The organism is Tetragenococcus halophilus (genome assembly GCF_001712815.1).
GTDB lineage: Bacteria > Bacillota > Bacilli > Lactobacillales > Enterococcaceae > Tetragenococcus > Tetragenococcus halophilus.
In genome coordinates this window covers 1,994,805-2,018,428 of the sequence record NZ_CP012047.1, presented here as the reverse complement: position 1 = coordinate 2,018,428, position 23,624 = coordinate 1,994,805, and the positions used below count along the sequence as shown (strand labels likewise).

The following is a 23,624-nucleotide window of genomic DNA, read 5'->3' as shown; positions in this document are numbered from 1 at the left end:
GCATACGGATGTGTTCCCTGCTTTTTTTATAGGGAGTGAAAAAATGGTTGAAATTGAAGACGTGAAGAACAGCTTACGGATTGATCACAGTTTAGATGATGAATTAATAGAACAACTCATAGCCACAGCAGAAAGTTATGTAATTCATGCGGTAGATAGCCGACTAGACAAAGAAGAATTTAAAAAATATCAGCAATTTGATTGGACAGTATCGTTATTAGTTCAACATTGGTACGTGAACCAACAAATTTCAGACGTGGAGCATATTCCGTTTACAGTAACAAGCTTAATACAGCAATTGAGAGGAAGTGCGTGGCATGCCGATAGTGAATAATCCAAATGAGTTACAAGAACGTGTGACTTTTATTGAATTGGTTGAATCTGACGGACCCGAAGCAGGTATGACCGAAGAAAAAGAATTGTTTTCTTGCTGGGCTAAGGTGCGTACACAATTTATTCAAGATATAAAAGCGCAATTTGATACAGAATATCAAAATTCTTTAGAAATTGTGATTCGACAGCAGCAAGATTATTCAATTGATGGTGAAATGAAAGTAAGATGGCGTGACAAGGATTATAACATTCTTGAAATCAATCCAGATTATGCCGAAAAAGCTTATATGGTGCTAGTTGTGAAGGCTTAAAAGTGTAATTTACAATTGTAAACAAATGCGAAAAATGGTATAATATAGACAAGCAGAAAGAAGCTTGATCGTCTTTTATTATGCTAGGGTAGCACCCGAACCGATTGCCAGACTGAAAAATTGTAGCAAGTTGCTAGCAAGCTTGTGGACTAGGAAAGGCAAACGGTTAGACGTCACAATTTATGAAGTAGGAAGGCGGTGGAAATCGCCTACTACCTTTATATATCCAAAAAATATTAAGGTATAATAGTGAGGGTAGAACGTTTAGCTGTGGGGCTAGACGTTTTAAAGAAGGGGTACATTAGGGTGTATCATTGCCAGCAGTTTCTGTTTAAAGACTAATGGCATTCTTATCTTTTCGCCTCTTCTTTCTTTTTCTTTTTTTCTTTAAGGCCATTCTTTTTTAAAGAGTGGCCTCTTTCTCTTTTATATCAAGCTTTCTGAGCTTTTTTAATGGATAATCATTCATCTAAAAAGTTTTAAAGTGCTTAGAATGCTCCTATATACATAAAAAAGCCTAAAAGCATGAGCTAATAGGCTAGTTTTAGTATAAAAATTATGTATGCCCCCAGCGCAAAAATATAAATCTAAAGAAATATCTAAAGACTTTAATAATAGACAAGCCTAAACCGTGCTATTATACAGTTTTTTCATTGTTTAGAAAAAACATAACTTTTTTTGTGTTAAAATATAAGAAACTGTGTAGGAAAAAAAAGAAAGATTGGTGAAATAATGCTGAATTTTAACGATTTTGCAGAAAAAACGCTAACTAGAAAAGAAATATATAAAGGAAAAATCATTGACGTGGCTTTAGATGATGTAAGGCTTCCCAATGGTCAAACTTCTAAACGAGAATTAGTTTTCCATGCAGGGGGCGTGGGAATTATTGCGCTAACGCCAGAAAATAAGATGGTGTTTGTACGTCAATTTAGAAAACCAATGGAAAAAGTGATTTTAGAGATACCTGCGGGTAAAATTGATGAAGGCGAAGGGAATCATCCAGCAGAGACAGGAAAAAGGGAATTAGAAGAAGAAACTGGATATAAGTGTGGTTCTATGACTTTTCTTACTTCAATGTATTTATCACCTGGTTTTTCCAATGAGATGATGTATATTTATCAAGCCAATGATATCAAAAAAACATCTCATCCTAGATCACAAGATGAAGATGAGCTGCTTGAGCTTTACGAATTGACATTAGATGAAGCTGAGCAGGCAATTAAAGACCAAACGATTTGTGATGCTAAAACGATTTATGCGATCACCTGGTGGAAATTGTTGATCGCACAAGGGAGTGTTTAACCTATGGCAAAAGGTCCGCTTATTTCTCGCTCGCAGTTGCGCAAGCATCGTGTTGAAGACGAAAAAAAGCAAGAAGAACAAAGACAAGAGGAAACACAATATCATAAAGAGGAGCAACGAATCGATAATTATTATCGTAAACAATTAAAAAAAAATAAACCTCTTAACGCAACACGATCTAGTCAAAACCAGCGCTCAAGACAAATGAATAGTTTCTTGATGAAATGGATCGTTATTGTATTTTTATTACTGGTACTGGTGTTAATGATGGTTTTCTTTATATAAATTTGATGAAAAGGTAGGAAAGACATGAAAATAGGAATTATTGGTGCAATGGCACAAGAAGTAAAAGTTTTGACTGAATCGTTCAAAGAAATAAAAAAATGGGAGAAAGCTGGCGCCACTTTTTATTCTGGCGAAATAGCTGGCAATGAAGTGATTGTCGTACAGTCCGGTATTGGTAAAGTATTGGCTTCACTCACAGCAAGTCTTCTGATTCAACACTACCAAGTCGATCTTTTAATTAATACCGGATCGGCTGGCGGGATCGGTGAAGGACTGTCCGTTGGAGATGTGGTTATCGCAGAAAAGCTAGCTTATTATGATGTAGATGCTACAGGCTTTGGGTATAGTTATGGTCAACTTCCAGGTGGAATGCCTCTGTATTATGAAACAAATAGTAAGCTAGTGGCACAAATTACTGTTGCAGCAGAGAAATCTAATCTTTCTATAAAAAAAGGTTTGATTGTTACGGGGGATTCTTTTATCGATGATCAAGATAAAATCCAAGAAATTTTAAGTCATTTTCCAGCAGCCTTGTGTTGTGAAATGGAGGGAACAGCAATCGCTCAAACAGCTTACCAATTTGATGTACCGGTAGTTGTTATTCGAGCAATGAGCGATACAGCGGATCATGCTGCGACGCAAAGTTTTGATGAGTTTATTGATGAAGCAGGTCAACGTTCAGCTGAGATGGTGCTGACATTTATCCGCTCTAATTAAAAAAAGAAGACGACAGGAAAATCTGTCGCCTTCTTTTTTTAATTACCAAATTTTCACTCGATTTTCAGGTTTGCGGTACATCCCATCAGTAGACTGGATGTCGAAAACAGTGAAAAAGTCGTCTAGATTTTGTAGCTGAACATTGGCTCTTAGTTTTGCTGGTGCGTGTACATCGATAGCTAACAATAACTGTTGATATTGTTCTTTTGCTTTTGTGCGCCAAATTTTGGCCCAGTTATAAAAGAAAGCTTCTAAGTGATTTTGATCTTCTTTTTTCGCTGCCTCTAAAGCACAGCTGAGTCCACCAGCATCTGCGATATTTTCTGAGACTGTTAGTTTACCGTTGACTGTACCACCAGCAAATTGTAAACCATCAAACTCTTTGATCATTTCTTGCGCCAGTTTTTCAAAGGAAGCCAGATCTTCTTTTGTCCACCAATTGTTCATATTTCCGTACTCATCAAATTTCGCGCCGTTATTGTCAAAAGCATGAGAAATTTCATGGGCAATCACAGCACCAATTCCGCCATAGTTAGCACTTGCTGATTGTTCAAGGCTATAAAACGGTGCTTGTAAAATCGCTGCTGGGAAGACAATGATGTTTAAGGAGCCATTATAATAGGCATTTACAGTAGAAGCGGCCATTTCCCATTCATTCCGATCTACAGGCTTTTTGAATTTCTTAAAGTTAGCGAGTCTCGCTAGCTTTGAAAAATTTCGAACATTAGCAACCAGAGAGTCTTCTTTATTGGTTACTAATTGATGATAGACAGCCGGAATTTTATCTGGGTAACCTACGTTAATTCCTATATTATCTAATTTTAAAACTGCCTTTTCTTTCGTTGCTTCTCCTAGCCAATCGTTTTGTTTTAAACGATCCTTATAGATAGCAATCATTGAATGAACCATATGCTCTACATCTTGTTTTGCTTTTTTACCAAAATAATTTTTTCCATAGTAAAGACCAATAATTTGATCAAATTGGTTTAAAGTTAAATGGAAAGCGGCTTTTTCTTGACTAGGGATATTTTCAATGCCGGATAAAGCACGGCGATATTGGCTGGCTGCTTGCCGGAAATCTTCACTTAAGTATCTGGCATAGCCAACGACAGTTAATGCAAACATCCAACTTTTTAGTAAAGGTAAGTGACCGTCTGTGATAAAGGTATTAAAGTTTTCGAAATATTCAGGTTCGGTGATAATGACTTGTTCAACCGTGTCATCAAATAATTGATCAAAAGCTTGTGTAAGATCAATTTGATCAGAATAAGTAGTGACAGTTTTTCTATCCCGAGGGTTGTAGATTTTGGTATAGTCAGCATTTTCTTCGGCTGTACGCACATAGGGGACTAAACTTCGATCAAAAGCTAGTGCTTGTTCTGCAATTGTTTCGCTTTCTGATTGGCTACACCCTGTCAGATTCAACAGTTCAACTACCATATCAAAAAAGACTTGCAATAATTTTTCACCTTGTTCACTATCATAATAGGTTTTGTCTGGTAAAATTAAAGCAGTTGGCGCCAGGTATAAAGCATGTTTTTGCGTATCTTTCATATCCGCATCGACAAAAAATTCAAAAGGTAAGGGAAGTCCATCTTTTATCCAACTAGCTAATTGTTGGTTAAGATCTTGATAACTATCGATCTCCTGAATCCGGTCAAGCAGATCTTGGATCGGTTCGGATTTGAGCGAATTTCTTTTGTCATAATCATTTGCTAAACGATAAAAAGCGATAGCTTCCTTCATTTTACCTTCAGGGATTTTACTTTCATCTACACTCATTTCGTTTAATTGCTTGATTAAAAGTTGTTCAATATTTTCTGCTATATCTTGAAATCCTCCTGTAGCGGGCTTATCAGACGGGATTTCTGCAGTTTCTAACCAATCTTGGTTAACAGCTTCATAAAAATCATCTTTTATATTTGTCATTTTTAACCTCCATTCATATCATCAATTATGATACAAATAAAAAAGAGAAACAAGTTTCTTATTTTATAAGCTTTAAATGTAAATTAATGTAAGAGCCAAAAGGTAACCGTTTGGACTTAAGTTAGGCAAATGAGTGTCCGGTAAGGAAGTTTTTGGATTCAAGTACGTAAAAGTAATGGCTATATTAAAGATAAGAACTAAAACTTGAAACCTATTTTTCGATACTTATCCCTTGGTATACCAAGCATCTTATGCACAAAATTAACTTCAACCTGCTTGCTTGAGCTGTTTTTGCATGGAGAAAGGTAGTTTTTCAAGGAACTGTTCGATAATGTTATTTAATACGGCTTCATCCAAAACATATTCATCCGCAAAAGCTTCTTGAAATAAAACGAGTAATTGCAGAATGGCTTCCGATACAGAAAGCTCGGAAAGCTCATCAATGAGAAGATAAAATAACTCGCCAAGCGTTCGGTCGTCTTTACTTTCACGTTCTTGCACCGCTAGGATCATATAACCGATAGCTACCAGTGTCGTATGCGCAAAGATCCCGTCATAAGAAATCCCTTGGTACTTGGCTAATTTTAAGTATTGTTTGCACATCTTGAAGTAGACTTCCACCGACCAGCGTCTAGCATAGAGCTGAATGATCTCGTCTTCGGTCAGATCGATATCGGTCGAAGCTAAGACCAAATAGTCGTTTCGTTTATTGCGATTGCGAATATATACCAACTTAATGGGAAGGATTTTCCCTTCTACGACAGCTTCTACTTGGACACTCAAAAGATAGCGAGAACGACCGCGGCGCTTTTTATTTCGTTTGAAGATTTCTTTGACATCCATCTTTTGGCCTTGATAACGATAGTAGATCTTTTGACTACGTTTAACCATCGCTACGCAGTGGCATTTCAGGTCACGGACCTGTTGGAACATTTTGGGACTGGAAAACCAGGTGTCAAATAAAACATAATCTGCAGAGATCCCTTGGTTCAAAGCCGATCGAAGCAGTTCCAGTGTCACTTCCGTGCCTTTACGAAGCGCTTGAGCTTTACGTTTCCCCCTATTCGTGCGTTGATCCCCGATATCAAGATCAGATTGGAGCTTTCTTTTCCCGGAGAGCAACGAAAAAGCAACAGGGACAAAGCTATTGCCATCACTCCAGCCTAATTGTAAATAACGAAATCCTTTGAAATATTTTTTCTTGGCATGGTCGTATTGTAAAGCGGCACATTCCACTTTTTTCGCATTCGAGCGGGTATACATGGAGTCATCCACGATAAACGTGGTCTTTCGGGCATCATCCGTCAATGGACGTAGGAAAGTAATGACGGATTTAGCCACTAAGATCAGTAATTTTTGCCAATGAATGTGCGGATCATTCAAGACATTGCGAAAGGTCTTATCCGAAAAAGGCAACTGTTCCTTCTGCTTTTGGTAAAACCGATAGGTAGAACCGTTGGTAAAGATCGAGGCCAATAAAAACGAAAAAATAACAGGAACCGAAAAACCCCTTTTATGGACTGCGTTTGCCTTTTTCAACGCAGAAGCCACATGGAATCGATGAAAAAAATCACTCACAGAGTTGGAAATTTTTTCTGAATTTGACGTTTTTTGTGTTATAATTGACATGGCATGAACACTCCTTGGTTAGTGGTTTTTTGGTAATTCTATTATACCAAGTTTTGAGTCGTTCATGCTATTTTTGTATCAAAAAACGTTTATTTATCAAGGGATGAACTGTATTTTTGAACTTTCAAGTTTTAGATAAGAAGTGATAAATGATTTTTGCTGAATAGTTATAGTACAATGTTAAAAAGAGGGGATAGTTATGGAGGAAAATCAGTGGGTTGGCTTAACAGCAGATAAGTTCGAACCATATAAAAATTGGATCACTTCTAAAAATGGTTTATGTGGGACAAACGCAGCTAGTGTGTTCATAGCTTTTTATCAGGATAATTTAGATGAGTCGATTGTTCCAAGTTTTATTCGGGAAAAAAATAGTAAAAATAATACGCATTTAGTGCATTTTCTACGCTTATTTATTCAAAAACGGGGCTGGCCTACAATTGCTTTTCAGCTAGCTCATGGACTATCAAGTTATTTTTCTTACTTTGGTCTTAGTTATCAGGCGCGTGCGACCATGATTGGCGGCTGGCAACGTGTAACTAAAAGGATTGATCAAGGAAAGCCTGTAATTATTGGGCTGAATAAATATTTAGGAAGCAGTTACGGGAATCATTGGGTCGTTGCTTATGCTTACAAGGAAACAGATAAAGGGCAACGTTTTGTAAAAATTCATGACAATTGGGGAAGTTATCAGAAAATTATTCCCGCAAAATGGATAAATGGCACGATTTCTTTACCTTAAACATCATGGCAAATTAGAATAAAAATATGTTAAAATAGAGAAAAAGTTTAATTGGAGGCACACATGGTCGCAAAAAATGAAGATGAATCGTTAAAAATTTTTAGTTTGAATGGTAATATTCCACTAGCAAAAAAGGTCGCTCGAGTTTTTGGCACAGAATTAGGCGAGTGCTCGATTAAAAGCTTTAGTGATGGGGAAATTTCTATCAGCATCGAAGAAAGTGTACGAGGAGTAGATACCTTTATCATCCAGGCTACCAATCGACCGGTGAATGATTATTATATGGAATTATTAATCATGATTGATGCGATGAAACGTGCAAGTGCAAAAACGATTAATGTCGTTTTGCCTTATTATGCCTATGCACGACAAGACCGCACAGCGAATCCTCACGAACCGATTACGGCAAAGTTGATTGCTAATCTTATTGTCGAAGCGGGGGCCACTCGTGTATTAACGTTAGATCTTCATACAGTACAAGTCCAAGGTTTTTTTGATATTCCTGTTGATAATTTGTTTACCATGCCTTTGTTTGCACAATATTATCGGGAAAAAGGTATGATGGATGATGACTATGTTGTTGTTTCACCCAAAAATAGCGGTGTTCAACGTGCACGAAGCTTGGCAGAGTATTTGGATACAACGATTGCAATCGTTGATCAAGGTGAGACAGAAGCAGACGAAGGTTACGTGATTGGAGACGTTCAAGATAAGAGCTGTATCCTCGTTGATGATATTTTGAACACTGGAAAAACTTTAGCCAATGCTGCAGAGCTTTTAAAAGCAAATGGCGCTAACAAGGTGTACGCATGTGCTTCTCACGCATTATTTTCTGACGGTGCAAAAGAAGTGTTGGAGCAATCAGAAATTCTTGATATTTGTGTGACCGATTCTTGTTTAACTGAAAAAGAGCAACAACCTCAAAATGCCAGCTACATTACTTGCGCAAAACTGCTAGGCGAAGGTGTTAAAAGAATTCATGAAAATACACCAATGAGCCCTTTATTTAATAAAGTAGATAAAGATTTTTTGTAAAAAAGAAACCAATGGAAAAATATTGAATTTTTTCATTGGTATTTTTCTCAATAATGGTTTAAGTTGTAAATAAAAGAAGGTGAGAAAATGACTTATTTAGATCATGCAGCAACGACGCCTATGCATCCAGCTGTGATCGACGAAATGAGTAAAGTGATGGCAGAAACTTTCGGTAACCCTTCTAGTATCCATCAATATGGCCGTAATGGGCAAGCAAAGTTAGAAAATGCCAGACAAGTCATCGCGGATAGCTTGCAGGTAAAACCGCATGAAATTATTTTTAATAGTGGGGGGACAGAAAGTGATAATACAGCGTTAATTGAGACAGCTTTGTCTAAACAAAAGCAAGGAAAGCATATTATCACAACCGCAGTCGAACATCCAGCGGTTTTGAATACGGCCAAATACTTAGAAAAAATAGGTTTTGAAGTGACCTATTTAGCAGTAGATGAAAATGGACAATTGTCTGTTGATGAGGTAAAGAAAGCTTTACGTGATGATACTATTCTCGTTTCAATTATGATGGCAAACAATGAGACGGGTAATCTTTTTCCCATCGCTGAGGTTGGCGAATTATTAAAAGATCATCCAGCAGTTTTCCACACGGACGCTGTACAAGCTTACGGGAAAATTGCAGTTCATCCGAATGAATTACAGGTAGATTTGTTGAGTGTATCTGCCCATAAGTTTAACGGTCCTAAAGGGGTCGGCTTTTTATATAAACGTGACGATGTCAGTCTTCCTGTTTTTTTGCATGGCGGAGAACAAGAAGAAAAACGTCGAGCAGGCACGCAAAATTTGGCAGCTATTTGTGGAATGGCTAAAGCAATTGAATGTTTATCCCCAGAAGTACAAAAGAGTAATCAAGAAAAGTACCAAGCTTTTTCTACTCAATTATTGAACGCTTTAACAGCTGCAGGAATTGAGTATCACGTAAATGGCGATATAGAAAATAAATTATCTCATGTATTAAATCTACAATTTGCGGGTATTTCTAATGACCTGATGTTGATGCACTTAGATTTAAAAGGGTTTGCTATTTCCACTGGCTCTGCTTGTACGGCTGGCAATGTTGAACCTTCCCATGTGCTTGAAGCAATGTATGGAAAAAAATCGCCAGCTATTGGGGAGTCTGTGCGTATAAGCTTTGGTTATGGTAATACTGAAGATGAGGTAGATCGTTTTGCGCAAACGATTATCGACACTGTAGAACGTTTGAAAAGAAATACTAGAAAAACCGGATAAAAGCCCTTATAATAATGTTAAAAGTATTGATGAGGTGAAAAAATGGCTTTTCAAGAAGTAACAACAATTTTAGGCGCACAGACTAGTTATAAACTAGCCCCTACGGCTAAAAAATATACTTTGCGCGATAATGGCTTTAGTGAAACATCCAGTGGAAACTTTCAATTGATTCGTCCCCTTGAAGCGACCCCGCAGAGTAAAGAAGGACTGAAACTGAAAATTACTGTAGATAAAGATATCCAAAAAATGAAGATGTCAGTGACAACAGCTAACGGTTTAAAGGCAGTGAACATTTTTAAGATGAAAAATGAATTGTTACAGGAAAAATTTTATTTTTTGATGGATGGATTTATCGACCGCGGATTATTTGAAAAAGCTTAAAATAGTTTATTATTTAAAACTTGCAAAATAGAATTTGCAAGTTTTTTGTTAGATTTTACTATGGGAAAAATCATTTTTAATTTTATATTTTCAGGGAGTGTTTTTCGTTTTTACTCATCATGTTTGAAAACATGAGGAATAGATCGAAGCTTCACTCTCTCATATTTGTTCTTTTAATTATTTATTGACTTTAAGAATCCTTGCGTGAAATTCTTTGGGTTCTGCTGTATAATGGCAATTACTGGAAAGTTGCGACCTTCAAATCGTAGATATTTCAGAATCTATATTGAAATGATGGTGATAGCATGACTGACAACAGCAACACACGCGTTGTCGTCGGAATGAGTGGCGGAGTAGACTCGTCTGTCACAGCCCTTTTGATGAAAGAACAAGGGTATGATGTCGTTGGTATTTTTATGAAAAATTGGGACGACACAGATGAAAATGGCGTTTGCACTGCAACTGAAGATTATAAAGATGTTGCAAAAGTAGCAGATCAAATTGGTATTCCTTATTATTCTGTCAATTTTGAAAAAGAATACTGGGATCGTGTATTTGAATACTTTTTAGCAGAATATCGTGCAGGACGTACGCCTAATCCGGATGTAATGTGTAACAAAGAAATTAAATTTAAAGCTTTCTTAGATTATGCAATGGACTTAGGTGCTGACTATGTAGCAACAGGACACTATGCGCAAGTAGAAAAAGACGAAAACGGTGTAGTACATATGTTGCGCGGCGCTGATAATAATAAGGACCAAACTTACTTTTTAAGTCAATTGTCTCAAGAACAACTTGCTAAAGTGAAATTTCCTCTGGGAAACATCGAAAAGTCAGAAGTTCGTGAAATTGCTGAAAATGCTGGACTTGCCACAGCCAAGAAAAAAGATTCTACCGGCGTATGCTTTATTGGCGAACGGAATTTCAAACAATTCTTAAGTAATTACCTACCAGCGCAAAAAGGCGATATGATGACACTTGATAGAGAAATTAAAGGACAACACGATGGATTAATGTATTATACAATCGGTCAACGTCAAGGTTTAGGTATCGGCGGCGGCGGTAAATCTAGCGCACCTTGGTTTGTAATCGGAAAAGATTTATCCACCAATACTTTATATGTAGGCCAAGGTTTTGAAAATCCTGCGTTGTATGCTGACCGCTTAGATGCAAGTGAAATCCACTTCACAACGGAAGAAGCAAAACCAAAAGAATTTCGTTGTACAGCCAAATTCCGTTATCGTCAAAAAGATACTCCAGTGACAGTACGGTTATTAGAAAATGAACGTGCTGAAGTCATTTTTGACGAAGCGGTACGGGCAATTACCCCGGGTCAAGCCGTTGTTTTTTATGATGGAGATGAATGCTTAGGTGGCGGTTTAATCGATCACGCATATAAAGCAGCAAAAACATTGCAATATGTTTAATAATAAAAGGCAGGAGCGCTTCCTGTCTTTTATTATTAGCAATACAAATTTTCACAAGCTAATTCATTGCAACTTTTTTTAAAACTCACTACCATTATTTTTAGAAAATACTTTATAGGAGTGAGTCTATGTATCAAGTAATAACCATGTATGGGGACAACGAGCCATGGTGGTTTTTTGAGGATTGGCAAAATGACATTCAAGAAGAGACTAGTTTTTTGTCATTAGATGACGCAAAACTTTTCTTTCAGAAAAAATGGGATTTGATTTGCAATCATTATACATATATTAACTCTAAAACCAACTTCTTAAGTGCTTTTTGGAATGATGGTGAAGAACGTTGGTGTGAGGAATGTGATGATGATTTGCAACAGTATAAGGGTTTGGCACTATTAAAAAATTATCAACCAATTACAGTTGAAAGCGAAAGGAAATTTTATGAAGCAACTAATTCTAGCGGAAAAGCCAAGCGTTGCAAAAGACCTGGGCAGAGTATTAGGAGCTAATAAAAAAACAAAGAACTACTACGAAGGCCCTAATGTGATTGTCACATGGGCCCTCGGTCATTTATTGGGTCTAAAAATGCCAGAAGATATCAATAAAAATTGGCAGACTTGGCAAATGGAAACATTACCGATGATTCCCAAAAACATTGGGATTAAACCATTACCAAAAACTGGGCAACAATTAAAAGCGATTAAACAATTAGCTCATAGAAAAGATATTAAAGAATTTGTTATTGCAACCGATGCGGGAAGAGAAGGCGAGTTAGTAGCTCGCTGGATTCTCGAATGGGTTCATTTTGACAAGCCAGTAAAACGTTTGTGGATTTCTTCGCAAACAAATAAAGCGATAAAAGAAGGATTCAAACAATTAAAACCAGCAAAAGAATATGATGCACTTTATGAATCAGCGCTAGCTAGGTCCAAAGCAGATTGGTTAGTAGGACTGAACATTTCACGGGCTTTAACAGTGAAGTATGAAGACAGTTTAAGTGCCGGAAGGGTTCAAACACCGACATTATCTTTTGTAAGGCAGCAAGAAAAACAAATTGATAAATTTCGACCACAGACCTATTATGTCATTGAATTAGAGGTGGCTGGTCAAAAAGCAGCTCGCATACAAAAAAATCCTTATGAAATAAAAGAACAACAAGAAGCACAAAACTTGATTACACAAATGAGTCAGCATGCGGGTGCTGTAGTGTCTGTGAATGAAAAAAATAAAACAGAAAATGCGCCATTGCCATATGATTTAACTGAAATTCAACGCGAGGCTAATCAGCGGTACGGTTTTTCAGCTAAAAAGACGCTTTCTGTAGTTCAAAGTCTTTATGAAACGCATAAGGTAGTTACTTATCCACGTACTGATAGCAAATATCTAACAAACGATATGAAAAAGACGATGAAAGAGCGTCTACAGGCAATAGCGAATTTTTCCCCTGAAGTAAAAGACTATATTAAATCAGGAGCCAAGGTTGAGCAAAAAGCCGTATTTAACGATGCAAAAGTATCTGATCACTCTGGTTTAATTCCTACTGAACAAGGCGCTAATCCAGCCAAATTTTCAAATGACGAACAAAAAATTTACAATATGATTGTTACGCGTTTTCTAACTTTATTTGCTAAAGCTCATAAAAAACTGCAACAAAAAGCGACAGTTAAATTTGGTGATGAAACTTTTGTATTTACTCAAAATAAAATGATTGAAGCTGGCTGGAAAGGTCAAGAAGAATCTGAAAAAAATGTTAACAAATGGCAAGAAGGACAAAAAATTCAACCTAATTTTTCTATAAAAAAAGAATTAACCAAGCCACCAAAACCTTTGAATGAAGCGAGTTTACTGGCTAAGATGGAAAAATTTAGCTTAGGGACACCCGCTACACGAGCAGAAATTATTGATAAATTACTTCGTTCAGAGCTAATGGAAAGAACACCGAGTGGTTTGCAAGTTTCTCCTAAAGGTAAGCAATTACTTGATTTGGTAAATCCATCGTTAGTAACCCCTGATTTAACTAAGAAATGGGAAGAAGAACTAGAAGCTATTGCACAAAATAAATTCTCGAGCAAAAAGTTTTTAGCACAGATTGAAAAAGATACAAAAGAGTTAGTTAATGAAGTAAAAAACAGTCAGAAGAAGTATCAAGACTTTTCGATAACACAGAAGAAATGCCCGGAGTGTGGATCTTTCTTAAGAGAAAAAAATACACGTAATGGTAAGATCTATGTTTGTTCAAATTCAGAATGTAGTTACCATCGTCGTAAGGATCCTAAGGTAAGTAATCATAGATGTCCTCAATGTCATAAGAAAATGGAAATTATTGAAGGTAAAAACGGGGCCTATTTCCGTTGTAAGTTTGATGGTATTACCGAAAAGATCCCAAATAAAAAAGAACAAAAGAAAAAAATGTCCAAGCAAGAAGAAAAACGTTTGTTAAAACAATATTCCAAACCAGATGAGCCAGAAGAAAGCCCACTAGCGATCGCGATGAAAGAAGCGATGAATAAAGACTAACGTTTATGTTAGGATGATGTTTAAAACACCAGGTTGAATTACCTGGTGTTTTTTAATTAATTATAATCAATAATGGCTAGATACTATTTGCGCACCAAAAGGCATTAATGCTAGACGTGCAAGTTTAAAAGATTGTCTAGCAAAAGGGATGCCAATGATTGTTATACATAAAAAGAATGCGCTTATTAGGTGACTAATAGCCAGGGGTAGACCACTTAAAAGCAACCAAATAATATTTAGTAATAAAGAAGTACCGCTATTATAATAAATAACTTCTTTACCAAATGGCCAAAAACTCATGGTAGCTAGTTTGAAACACTGCAGTCCAACAGGGATACCAATAATTGTAATAGACCATAACAAGGCAGCGAATAACCAGCAAAGCCCGCCGAACAAACCACCAAAAATAAACCAAATTAAATTTCCTAAAAGATTCATCTTTTTTCCTGCTTTCTGATAAATTTTATTTATTTTACTATAACTAAAACTTGAAACACCGAAAACTCGACTAAAGGCTTGATATAACTAAGATTGTTCTAATAAAAATAGCACGAACCTTTCCAAATTGGTAAAATAGAATTGACTAAAAAACCATCTACCAAGGAGTGTTCATGCTATGTCAATTATAACATCAAACAACCAAAATAAAAACGAAATTTCATCCTCCATTGATACTTTTTTCCAACGGTTTAATGTATCCACTATTGCGAAAAAATCGAATGCACAAAAGGAAAAAGGAGTGAACTTTCTCGTGCTTTTTCGCTACCTTGTAACCACCCTCTTTTCCAATCGCTCTGCTTTCCGTGACTTCCAACTTCATCAGGAGGAGTTAGGATTTTCAGATAAAACGTTTCGCAACCTACTAAACAATGGGAAAATTAACTGGCAACGCTTCTTGATTCTCTTATCCAAACAGGTCATTGCTTTCATTCGTCCGTTGACAGAAAAGGATCGTAAAGAAGTGTTTATCGTAGATGATTCCATGTATGAGCGTTTGAATGCGAAAAATGTAGAGCTTTGTGGTTGGCAATACGATCATACTGACCACAAAAACAAGAAAGGCTTTCGTTTTCTTCAACTTGGTTGGAGCGATGGCAATACCTTTTTGCCTGTGGCGTTTAGCCTTTTGTCCGCAAGTAAGAAAGTACGTGAAGTAGAGAAAATAGATCATCGGACACACGCTGGGAGAAGAAAAGCACAAGCACAACGCAAAGGAACCGACGTACTCATAGAGCTTCTTCAAGCTGCTCTAAAAGAAGGAATACAGGCAAAGTATGTGCTCTTTGATTCGTGGTTTTCAAGCCCGAAAATGTTTCATGCTTTGCGCGGACTCAACCTTCATGCCGTTTGTATGGTGAAACGTTCAAAAAAAGTCTATTATCGCTATCACGGCGAGTGGGTCGATGTAAAGACTATTTTTCAAATAGAGAAAAAGCGAAGAGGTCGTTCAAGATATCTTCTTTCTGTTTGTGTTGAATCTGAATTGGAGGGTAAGATACTTCCAATTAAGCTTATGTATGTGAGAAATCGCAACAAGCGGAATGATTATCTTGTCTTGGCTACAACCGATCTTTCTTTGAACGAAGATGAAATCATTCAGCTATATGGAAAACGCTGGTCGATCGAAGTGTATTTTAAAATCTGTAAACAACATCTCCGTCTAGCCAAGTACCAAGGGCTTTCTTATGATGGGATTTTTGCGCATACCATTACAGTCGCCGTTAGTTATCTCATTCTGGCTGTCCAACATCGTGAACAAGCCGATGAACGAACGATGGGCGAGTTATTTTATTTGATGATTGAAGAACTATCTGATATTAGTTTTTCAGAAGCTATCGTCCAACTTCTCGAGCTTTTTAAGGAAGTATTTGCGAACGAGATGATCCTTTCTGAAGAAACTTTAAATAACATCATGAGTCAGTTTATACAAAAACTACCTCAATCAACACAAAGACAGTTAAAAAAGGTTGCTTGAAATGAAATTTATCGTCCTTTTGCTTGATACCATAGGCTTAATGTGTACTTTTTATATTTCAAGTTTTAGACTATAACAAATATCATGAAAACAAGAACAAAAATGACCTTTTTGCTCAATGGGTTTACAAAAAGGTCGGATGGCTTATTAAAAGAAGCTATTTAATAACTTCTTCTGTTTCTTTGTCAAAGAAATGGGCTTTGTTAAGGTTAAAACTTAAATCAACCATTTCTCCTGGTTCATGAAAGTCACGAGCATCTACTTTTGAGATAAATTCTGTATCACCGATTTTTGTATATAACATGGTTTCTGCACCTAGTAGTTCAGATACCACCACTTCAGTGTGTACAGTAGTTTCTGGCGCAGCATCGATAACGACTTGTTCACCGTGAATATCTTCTGGACGAATGCCAAAGGTAATTTCTTTTTCGTTATAGCCTTTTTCGACTAACGACTTGTTACGGCCTTCAGGAACACGTAATTTTAGTCCATAGCCATCTTCAATTACGCCATCTTTTAGCGTAACATTGAAAAAGTTCATTGCTGGAGAGCCGATGAAACCTGCAACAAACTCATTTATAGGCGTATCATAAACTTCTCTAGGTGTACCAATCTGTTGGACGAGGCCGTCTTTCATAATGACAATTCGATCTGCCATTGTCATGGCTTCTGTCTGGTCGTGAGTCACATAAATTGTGGTAGTTTCTAGCCGACGGTGTAATTTAGCAATTTCTGCTCGCATAGCTACCCGTAATTTAGCGTCTAAGTTAGAAAGAGGCTCGTCCATTAAAAAGACTTTAGCATCACGAACGATAGCACGCCCTAAAGCTACCCGTTGGCGTTGTCCACCGGATAGTGCTGCAGGTTTGCGATCTAAGTATTCTTTTAAACCTAAAATCTCGGCGGCATTTTCTACCCGCTTTTTAATTTCATTTTTATCATATTTACGTAATTTCAACCCAAAAGCCATATTATCAAAGACCGTCATATGAGGGTATAAGGCGTAATTTTGAAAAACCATGGCAATTCTACGATCTTTCGGGGCAACATCGTTCATGACTTTGTCGCCAATTTTTAATTCACCTTCTGTAATATCTTCCAAACCAGCAATCATACGTAATGTAGTAGATTTCCCACAGCCAGAAGGACCGACAAAAACAATAAATTCTTGATCTTTAATATTTAAGTTAAAATCAGTAACAGCAAAGTGTTCTGCATTATCATATTTTTTTCCTATATCTTTTAATGACATTTCGACCATAATTTTATTCCTTCTTTCAAATCAATTTGTTATAAACAATATAGTTGAAAGCGGTTTACAAATGCAATATAAAAAATGCACAAAAAAGTCGTTACTTTTTGTGCATATTGTTAAAGCGCTTTTACTTCTTAAAAGTTAAAATCAACAGATAACATAAAAATAAATCATCCATCTTTTTTAAATTTGTTTTGGTCTGTTCTTGAAATTTGTCTACTTTATATTGTAGTGTGTTGCGATGCATAAATAATTCTTTGGCGGCTGAACTAACGTTACCTTGCATTTCCCAAAGTTTAGAAATAATTTTTATAAATTCTGGATTGAACCATTCAACAAAAAGGCTCTGCATTAAGTAGCTTTTACTAACATCTTGATGGGCGAAAAATAAAATAGCGCTTTCATCTATATCAAAGGATTTATCTTGGGTGTTATTATTTAATGCGTGAAGAAATAACTGCTCTTCTTCGTAGAAAAGCTGCGTAAAATCTTTTTCAAAAGAATGGAATGCGCCACAAAAAAACCGGGTATAGCTATTAAAATCACTATCTAAAGCTAGAAAAAGTCCTTCTAATTCTTCAGTGGATAAAGCATCTTCACTAAAAGATTCGACAATGACGCCATAATTTTTACTAAGCAAAAATAAATCGACAGTATGTGGTAAAATCGTGGTCATTTCTTCTTGCAAAGATAGAAGTTCGTTTTTTTCTAAAGTATGATATTCGAATTGAATCAAACGAAAGCTTCCTTTACTTGCTGGAATAGCTTCATTAAAAAACAAAGCAGTATACCAAGGATGATCATACTTTTCATCATGGAGGTAATTTGTTAAGTCAATATCAGCCATGCTTTGTAATAACTTTTCTTCGCTTGAAGAGAGATTTTCCTTTGGAATCCACAAAAAACCGTGCGATAGAGCGATGGATAAATAATCCTCATTCATTGTAGGAAAAGAGTGTAAAGAAGATGTAGGATAAATTTCTTGTAGCTTTTGCTGATTCATGTTTAATCTGCCTTTCAAATATAACCGTTTTTTTCATTGTAACTAAAAGTTGTAATTTCACCAAACTTGTATTTGAAGAATTTAGGTCAACAAATGAATTTTCCTGATCTAAGTTTAGCAAAGTAAATAGATTTTGTCCTAAAGACAGATAGAGAAGAGGCCAAAGCTTTGGCTGTTGTCCTTTAGTCTAGCAAAGCAGGGGCCAATCATTTGGCATTTGGCCCTAAGTCAGACAAAGGAAGGGCCACAAACAGAGTAATTGTCCCAAAGTTTAATAAAGAAGAGGCCATTCGTCTGTCTTTTGGACTAAAGTAATCCTCAACTTTGTGTCTTATTAAGTTGAACAAAGTAAGATCAGGAAACAGGAATTGAAGTTGAAAATTTTTCAAAAAAAGCTTGACATTTTTGTCTGCTACACGTAAACTAGGCAGCAACTTAAATAAATGACATAGAACAAGAAGAGTAACTTTAGTTTTGTTTCAAGAGAGTTTCTGTCTGGTGAGAAGAAACAATGAAATTATGGTGAACCACATCTTGGAGTCGTCTTTTTGAATGAAGTAGAAAAGTCCGGGCAGCCCGTTATAGCCAAAGTTATTGATTGATGACTTACTGAGTTTTATTCTGTAAAGAATGAATAAATAAAGGTGGAACCGCGTAGTTGACGTCCTTTAGCCCTTTGGCTAAAGGACTTTTTTATTTTTCGATTGATAACTTACTAAGGTCTTTTCTGTGAGGAAAAGATAAATTGGGGTGGAACCACGTATTTTGCGTCCTCTGGGTAAAACCAGAGGATATTTTTATTTTAAAGGAGAATGTATATGGAGTATTTAATTTCTATTTTTCCACAATTGCTTAACGGAATGGAAGTCACTTTTCGCTTATTTGGTCTAACGATTATTGGCTCAGTTCCTATTGGTATTATTTTAGCATTTGTATTATGTAGCCGTTCAAAAATTTTCAAGTCAATTATTCAAGTATATGTGTGGTTGATGCGGGGAACACCATTATTGCTACAATTAATTTTTGTTTTCTATGGCTTGCCTATTATGGGAATTGTGTTTGATCGTTTTGAAGCAGCACTAGTAGCATTTATATTAAACTACGCAGCTTATTTTGCAGAAATTTTCCGTGGTGGGATTCAATCAATTCCTAATGGTCAATACGAAGCAGCACGTGTGCTACGTTTAACTTACGGGCAAACTTTACGAAAGATCATTATCCCACAAGTTTTCAAGGTTACTTTACCTTCTGTTGGAAATGAAATTATCAATTTGGTAAAAGATACATCGCTTGTTTATATTCTAGGATTACAAGATGTGATGCGTATTGGAAAAGTGGCGATGGAACGAGACGTTTCCTTAGTGCCACTATTGGGTGTAGGGATTTTATATCTTCTTATGGTAGCTGTCTTTACGCTTATCCTTCGCGGCCTAGAAAAACGTATGAATTATTATCGTTAGGAGGGAAATATATGTTAGAGCTTAAAAATATAAGTAAATCTTTTGGTTCAAAAAAAGTGATTAATTCATTAGATTTAACCATACCTGACGGATCAATTTTAGCTATTGTTGGACCTTCAGGTGGCGGAAAAACGACTTTGTTACGGACGCTAGCAGGTTTAGAAACTGTAGATAGTGGAGATTTTTTATTAGATGGGGAAAAATTTGATCCAGTAAATTCAAAGCATCAAGAACAAGTAGTAGGTGTTGTTTTTCAGGAATTTGAATTATTTCCACACTTAAGTGTATTTGAAAATATTGTATTAGCGCCTAAATTGGCTTTAAAAGAAGAAAAGGACGCTTATACGAAAAAAGCAGAAGATATTGCTGCGCAACTGGGTATAGAATCGTTAATGCAGCAATACCCTTACCAATTATCTGGTGGGCAAAAACAACGGGTAGCTATTGCTAGAGCGATGGCGATGGATCCTAAAGTGCTCGCTTATGATGAACCTACAAGCGCACTAGATCCCGCTTTACGTGAGCATGTTGAACAAATTATTTTGGGGTTGAAACAACAAGGCGTTACGCAACTTGTTGTTACCCATGATATGACTTTTGCTGAAAATATTGCAGATAATTTATTAGAAGTTGAGGAAATCAAATAAGAGGAGGAAAAAGGAAATGAAAAAATTAAAGGGAATTGTTTTAGGTTTGGCAAGTGTTTTTCTGTTGGGGGCTTGTTCCTCAGGAGGAAATGAGCAAGCAGACAATGACACAGAAAATGCAGATGTGGTTATTGGGCTGGATGATACGTTTGTTCCTATGGGATTTCGTGATGACGATGGAAATTTAACAGGGTTTGATATTGAATTGGCTAAAGCTGTATTTGCTTTAAATGATACTGAGGTTGCCTTTCAACCGATTGACTGGTCGATGAAAGAAAACGAACTAAACAATGAAACAATCGACGCGATTTGGAATGGCTACACACAAACTCCTGAGCGTGAAGATGAAGTCGCGTTTTCTGATCCTTATATGAATAATAGTCAGTTATTAGTGACTTCTAAAGACAGTGGGATCAACTCAGTTGAAGAAATGGATGGAAAAATACTAGGTGCACAAGAAGGTTCTTCTGGTTACAATTCTTTTAATAATGATTCCGAAGTGTTAAAGGATAGAGTAGATAGCGAAGATGCAACACTTTACGATAGTTTTAACGAAGCGTTTATTGATTTGGAAAGTGGGCGTATTGATGGGCTTTTAATTGATCGAGTTTATGCTGAATATTATTTGAATCAAAATGAGAAGATAGATGCCTTTAACCTGATTGAAACCCCTTATGAGGATGAAAATTTCGCGGTGGGTGTTAGACCAGATGACGAAGAATTGTTACAAGAAATTAATGATGGTATTAACGAGTTACAGGAAAATGGTGAATTTGCAGAGATTTCAGAAAAATGGTTTGGTGAAGATGTTTCAATGGATTGATAAAAAAGTGAAAGAAAGTAGGGAAGAAACTTTTGTTCCCTTCTTTTTTTTTGTATAATGGTTAAGAGTGAAAGGAGGGATTATATGGCACAAAAAAAGAAACGTTCAAAAAAGCGAAAAACAAAAAAGCAGAAACATCAGCAAGAGAAATTAATGCTGATTGCTTTTGGATTTTTATTTATCTTATTTGGCGTATTTGCATTATTTCAACTAGGCTTTTTAGGAACGTTGATCGCTAATGGTTTTCGTATTATCGGCGGTAATACTTATCCCTTCCTTTGTGCTTTGTTAATCATCTATGGTTCATGGGTAATGCTTAAAAATAACGAGCCAAGAAAGGGAAAAATATCCTATGGAGGAAAAATTTTTGGTGGGCTCCTCATTTATTTAGGTGTGTTAATTTTTTTCCACGCCCAATTATTCGGCAGAATCCAAACCTCTGATCCACAATTCTTAGCAACAACTTGGCAGACTTTGGTCAGTGATATTCAAAATAGTCAAGTGAGTGCTAATGTTGGAGGCGGTATGCTAGGTGCTTTACTTTATCAGATGACCTTCTTTCTGGTTTCCAAAGTAGGTAGTTATGTAGTTGCAGTCCTTTTCGTTATTTTAGGTGCTTACTTTATAAGTTCAATGGATAGCCAACAACTATTAGAACTTTTACATGGTCTAAAAGAAAAGATACAAAAGTTAATTGAAGGGAACCCTGAGAAAAAAGCGCAAAAGCAAGCCGATAGAAAAGCAAAGAAACAAGCAAAAAGGGAACAAAAAGAACAAAAACAGGCACAAGAAAGAGAAGCTCTTTTACAGCAAGTAAAAGAGCAGGAAAAAAACCAAGTTCGCTCTCTATCTGAGGCAGAAAAATTAGCTCAAGACCAAAAAGATGAAGCCAGTGGTGAAGCAGAACAGCTAAGTTTTGTTCCTATTGATAGCTATCAACAAAGTCAGATGACAAACAAAAAAGCAGAGAATGAAAGAACAGACGAAGCTTTACCAGAAGAAGCAGAAGACGATGGTAAACCACTTGAATTTGAAATCTCGCAAGAAGTTGAGGATGAAGATTACGAATTACCGCCGTCCTCTCTTTTAACTGAAGTGAAATCGACAGATCAAAGTGATGAATATAAAAAAATTGAAAAAAATATCACGATTTTGGAAAAAACATTCAAAAGCTTTGGTGTGAACGCTAAGGTTGTTAAAGCTAGTTTAGGACCTTCTGTAACAAAATTTGAAATAGAACCAGCGATCGGAGTTAAAGTTAGTAAAATTGTTAACCTTTCAGACGATATTGCCTTAGCCCTTGCTGCTAAAGACATTCGTATGGAAGCCCCTATTCCTGGTAAATCTCTAATAGGTATCGAGGTCCCTAATGAAACTGTTAGCACCGTAGCCTTTAAGGAAATGATTGATGAAACGCCCGCTCATCCTGAGCACTTACTTGAAGTCCCATTAGGGCGAGATATTTCGGGGAAAATCCAGACAGTTGATTTGACGAAGATGCCTCATCTACTTGTTGCAGGCTCTACTGGTAGTGGGAAATCGGTGTCTATTAATGGCATTATTACTAGCATTTTAATGCAGGCCAAACCACATGAAGTCAAACTTATGATGGTTGACCCGAAAATGGTAGAGTTAAATGTTTATAACGGTATTCCTCATCTTTTGACACCAGTTGTAACCAATCCGAAAAAAGCAGCACAAGCATTACAAAAAGTCGTGAAAGAAATGGAAGAACGTTATGAAAAATTTGCGGCAACAGGGGTACGTAATATTACTGGTTATAATGAAATGATTAAACAAAGAAATCAAACTGAAGACCAGAAGTATCCGACAATGCCATTTATCGTGGTTATTGTAGATGAGTTAGCTGACTTGATGATGGTAGCTAGTAACGAGGTAGAAGACGCGATTACCCGTCTAGCACAAATGGCTCGTGCTGCAGGGATTCATATGATTTTGGCAACGCAGCGTCCAAGTGTGGATGTCATTACCGGGATTATCAAAGCTAATGTTCCTTCGCGAGTTGCTTTTGCGGTATCCAGCGGTACAGACTCGCGTACGATTATTGATTCCAATGGTGCGGAAAAATTATTAGGACGAGGCGATATGTTGTTTCTACCAATGGGAGAAAATAAAGGGATTCGGGTACAAGGAGCCTTTATTTCAGACCATGAAGTAGAAGAAGTGGTTAAATTTGTGACTGACCAGCAAGGGGCAAATTACGAAGAGAAAATGATGGTCAGTGACGAAGAGATTGCCAAAGATAATAAAAGAGAAGAATCCGAAGATGAGTTGTATGATCAAGCCAAAGAATTAGTCGTGGACATGCAAACAGCTAGTGTTTCTTTGCTTCAACGACGCTTTAGGATTGGTTATAATAGAGCTGCTCGCTTAGTGGACGAACTAGAAGCCAATCATGTTGTAGGTGCTTCAGAAGGTAGTAAACCACGTAAAGTTTTAGTAGATAAAGCGCAAAATCCGGCAGATGATAATTATCAAGGTGAACCTCAGGAATAAAAGTCATCACTAAATCTGTGTTTAAAACCGTTCATTTAAACAAAAAACAATACCTAACAGTTTCACATATAAGTGTGGAATGTTAGGTATTTTTACT

General features: G+C 36.6%; 22 protein-coding genes and 1 other annotated feature. Of the genes, 17 read left to right on the top strand and 5 right to left on the bottom strand.

Annotation, left to right across the window (positions count from 1 at the left end):
* Positions 1-10 precede the first annotated feature (10 nt).
* From AC806_RS09615 to AC806_RS09595, 5 genes are all read left to right on the top strand, one after another.
* Complete coding sequence (locus AC806_RS09615) at positions 11-334, top strand: head-tail connector protein (RefSeq protein ID WP_231960490.1); 324 nt, start codon at positions 11-13, stop codon at positions 332-334.
* Positions 318-644 carry a phage head completion protein gene (locus AC806_RS09610; RefSeq protein WP_069029223.1) on the top strand — a complete coding sequence of 109 codons (327 nt, stop codon included), beginning with the start codon at positions 318-320 and terminating at the stop codon, positions 642-644. Before AC806_RS09615 ends, AC806_RS09610 begins: the two co-directional genes overlap by 17 nt.
* Positions 645-1,376: 732 nt before the next feature.
* On the top strand, positions 1,377-1,946 hold the full coding sequence (locus AC806_RS09605) for an NUDIX hydrolase (protein WP_061840712.1): 570 nt from the start codon (positions 1,377-1,379) through the stop codon (positions 1,944-1,946).
* A gap of 3 nt (positions 1,947-1,949) precedes the next feature.
* A complete protein-coding gene (macP, locus tag AC806_RS09600; RefSeq protein ID WP_061840711.1) occupies positions 1,950-2,231 on the top strand; it encodes a cell wall synthase accessory phosphoprotein MacP in 282 nt (93 codons plus the stop codon).
* 24 nt (positions 2,232-2,255) lie between these two features.
* Positions 2,256-2,948 carry a 5'-methylthioadenosine/adenosylhomocysteine nucleosidase gene (locus tag AC806_RS09595; RefSeq protein WP_061840710.1) on the top strand — a complete coding sequence of 231 codons (693 nt, stop codon included), beginning with the start codon at positions 2,256-2,258 and terminating at the stop codon, positions 2,946-2,948.
* Between the two features lie 42 nt (positions 2,949-2,990).
* Here the strand turns inward: AC806_RS09595 and AC806_RS09590 are convergent, their stop codons facing one another.
* Positions 2,991-4,877, bottom strand: a complete 1,887-nt coding sequence (locus AC806_RS09590; protein ID WP_069029222.1) for a M13 family metallopeptidase — start codon at positions 4,875-4,877, stop codon at positions 2,991-2,993.
* Positions 4,878-5,144: 267 nt separating this feature from the next.
* Positions 5,145-6,506, bottom strand: coding sequence for an IS4-like element ISTeha4 family transposase (locus tag AC806_RS09585; protein ID WP_069029221.1), 1,362 nt, complete (start codon positions 6,504-6,506; stop codon positions 5,145-5,147).
* A 199-nt stretch (positions 6,507-6,705) separates the two neighbouring features.
* Here AC806_RS09585 and AC806_RS09580 point away from each other — a divergent pair, with 199 nt between their 5' ends.
* The 7 genes from AC806_RS09580 to AC806_RS09550 all read left to right on the top strand — a co-directional run bounded on the left by AC806_RS09580 (position 6,706) and on the right by AC806_RS09550 (position 13,847).
* Positions 6,706-7,245, top strand: coding sequence for a C39 family peptidase (locus tag AC806_RS09580; protein WP_061841408.1), 540 nt, complete (start codon positions 6,706-6,708; stop codon positions 7,243-7,245).
* Between the two features lie 63 nt (positions 7,246-7,308).
* Positions 7,309-8,280 carry a ribose-phosphate diphosphokinase gene (locus tag AC806_RS09575; protein WP_061841407.1) on the top strand — a complete coding sequence of 324 codons (972 nt, stop codon included), beginning with the start codon at positions 7,309-7,311 and terminating at the stop codon, positions 8,278-8,280.
* An 87-nt stretch (positions 8,281-8,367) separates the two neighbouring features.
* Positions 8,368-9,525 carry a cysteine desulfurase family protein gene (locus AC806_RS09570; RefSeq protein WP_069029220.1) on the top strand — a complete coding sequence of 386 codons (1,158 nt, stop codon included), beginning with the start codon at positions 8,368-8,370 and terminating at the stop codon, positions 9,523-9,525.
* Between the two features lie 42 nt (positions 9,526-9,567).
* Entirely contained in the window at positions 9,568-9,906 is a 339-nt protein-coding gene (locus tag AC806_RS09565; protein ID WP_014125500.1) for a DUF1831 domain-containing protein, read from the top strand.
* 305 nt (positions 9,907-10,211) lie between these two features.
* Complete coding sequence (gene mnmA / locus AC806_RS09560) at positions 10,212-11,333, top strand: tRNA 2-thiouridine(34) synthase MnmA (protein WP_069029219.1); 1,122 nt, start codon at positions 10,212-10,214, stop codon at positions 11,331-11,333.
* Positions 11,334-11,461: 128 nt separating this feature from the next.
* Positions 11,462-11,839, top strand: a complete 378-nt coding sequence (locus AC806_RS09555; RefSeq protein ID WP_069029218.1) for a DUF1033 family protein — start codon at positions 11,462-11,464, stop codon at positions 11,837-11,839.
* On the top strand, positions 11,772-13,847 hold the full coding sequence (locus AC806_RS09550; protein WP_069029217.1) for a DNA topoisomerase 3: 2,076 nt from the start codon (positions 11,772-11,774) through the stop codon (positions 13,845-13,847). The genes AC806_RS09555 and AC806_RS09550 overlap by 68 nt, the downstream gene beginning before the upstream one ends.
* Positions 13,848-13,913: 66 nt before the next feature.
* Here AC806_RS09550 and AC806_RS09545 read toward each other — a convergent pair whose 3' ends face one another.
* Positions 13,914-14,285 carry a YccF domain-containing protein gene (locus AC806_RS09545; RefSeq protein WP_061841402.1) on the bottom strand — a complete coding sequence of 124 codons (372 nt, stop codon included), beginning with the start codon at positions 14,283-14,285 and terminating at the stop codon, positions 13,914-13,916.
* A gap of 178 nt (positions 14,286-14,463) precedes the next feature.
* Here AC806_RS09545 and AC806_RS09540 point away from each other — a divergent pair, with 178 nt between their 5' ends.
* The gene (locus AC806_RS09540) at positions 14,464-15,822 is read left to right on the top strand and encodes an IS4 family transposase (RefSeq protein WP_069029216.1); all 1,359 of its coding nucleotides are present in this window, start codon (positions 14,464-14,466) and stop codon (positions 15,820-15,822) included.
* A gap of 157 nt (positions 15,823-15,979) precedes the next feature.
* Here the strand turns inward: AC806_RS09540 and AC806_RS09535 are convergent, their stop codons facing one another.
* Both AC806_RS09535 and AC806_RS09530 read right to left on the bottom strand, forming a co-directional pair.
* Positions 15,980-17,083, bottom strand: a complete 1,104-nt coding sequence (locus AC806_RS09535; protein WP_069029215.1) for an ABC transporter ATP-binding protein — start codon at positions 17,081-17,083, stop codon at positions 15,980-15,982.
* A gap of 121 nt (positions 17,084-17,204) precedes the next feature.
* Positions 17,205-18,080: a helix-turn-helix domain-containing protein gene (locus tag AC806_RS09530; RefSeq protein ID WP_069029214.1), complete on the bottom strand. Its 876-nt coding sequence runs from the start codon at positions 18,078-18,080 to the stop codon at positions 17,205-17,207.
* Between the two features lie 440 nt (positions 18,081-18,520).
* Positions 18,521-18,752, top strand: a binding site (T-box leader).
* Between the two features lie 146 nt (positions 18,753-18,898).
* Between AC806_RS09530 and AC806_RS09525 the strand changes: the two genes are divergently transcribed.
* From AC806_RS09525 to AC806_RS09510, 4 genes are all read left to right on the top strand, one after another.
* Complete coding sequence (locus AC806_RS09525) at positions 18,899-19,540, top strand: amino acid ABC transporter permease (protein ID WP_041591850.1); 642 nt, start codon at positions 18,899-18,901, stop codon at positions 19,538-19,540.
* Between the two features lie 11 nt (positions 19,541-19,551).
* Positions 19,552-20,187 (top strand): amino acid ABC transporter ATP-binding protein, encoded by a 636-nt coding sequence (locus tag AC806_RS09520; protein ID WP_014125491.1) that lies wholly within the window; start codon positions 19,552-19,554, stop codon positions 20,185-20,187.
* Between the two features lie 16 nt (positions 20,188-20,203).
* Entirely contained in the window at positions 20,204-21,010 is an 807-nt protein-coding gene (locus tag AC806_RS09515) for an amino acid ABC transporter substrate-binding protein (protein WP_014125490.1), read from the top strand.
* A gap of 84 nt (positions 21,011-21,094) precedes the next feature.
* Positions 21,095-23,527 (top strand): DNA translocase FtsK, encoded by a 2,433-nt coding sequence (locus AC806_RS09510; RefSeq protein WP_014125489.1) that lies wholly within the window; start codon positions 21,095-21,097, stop codon positions 23,525-23,527.
* Positions 23,528-23,624 lie beyond the last annotated feature (97 nt).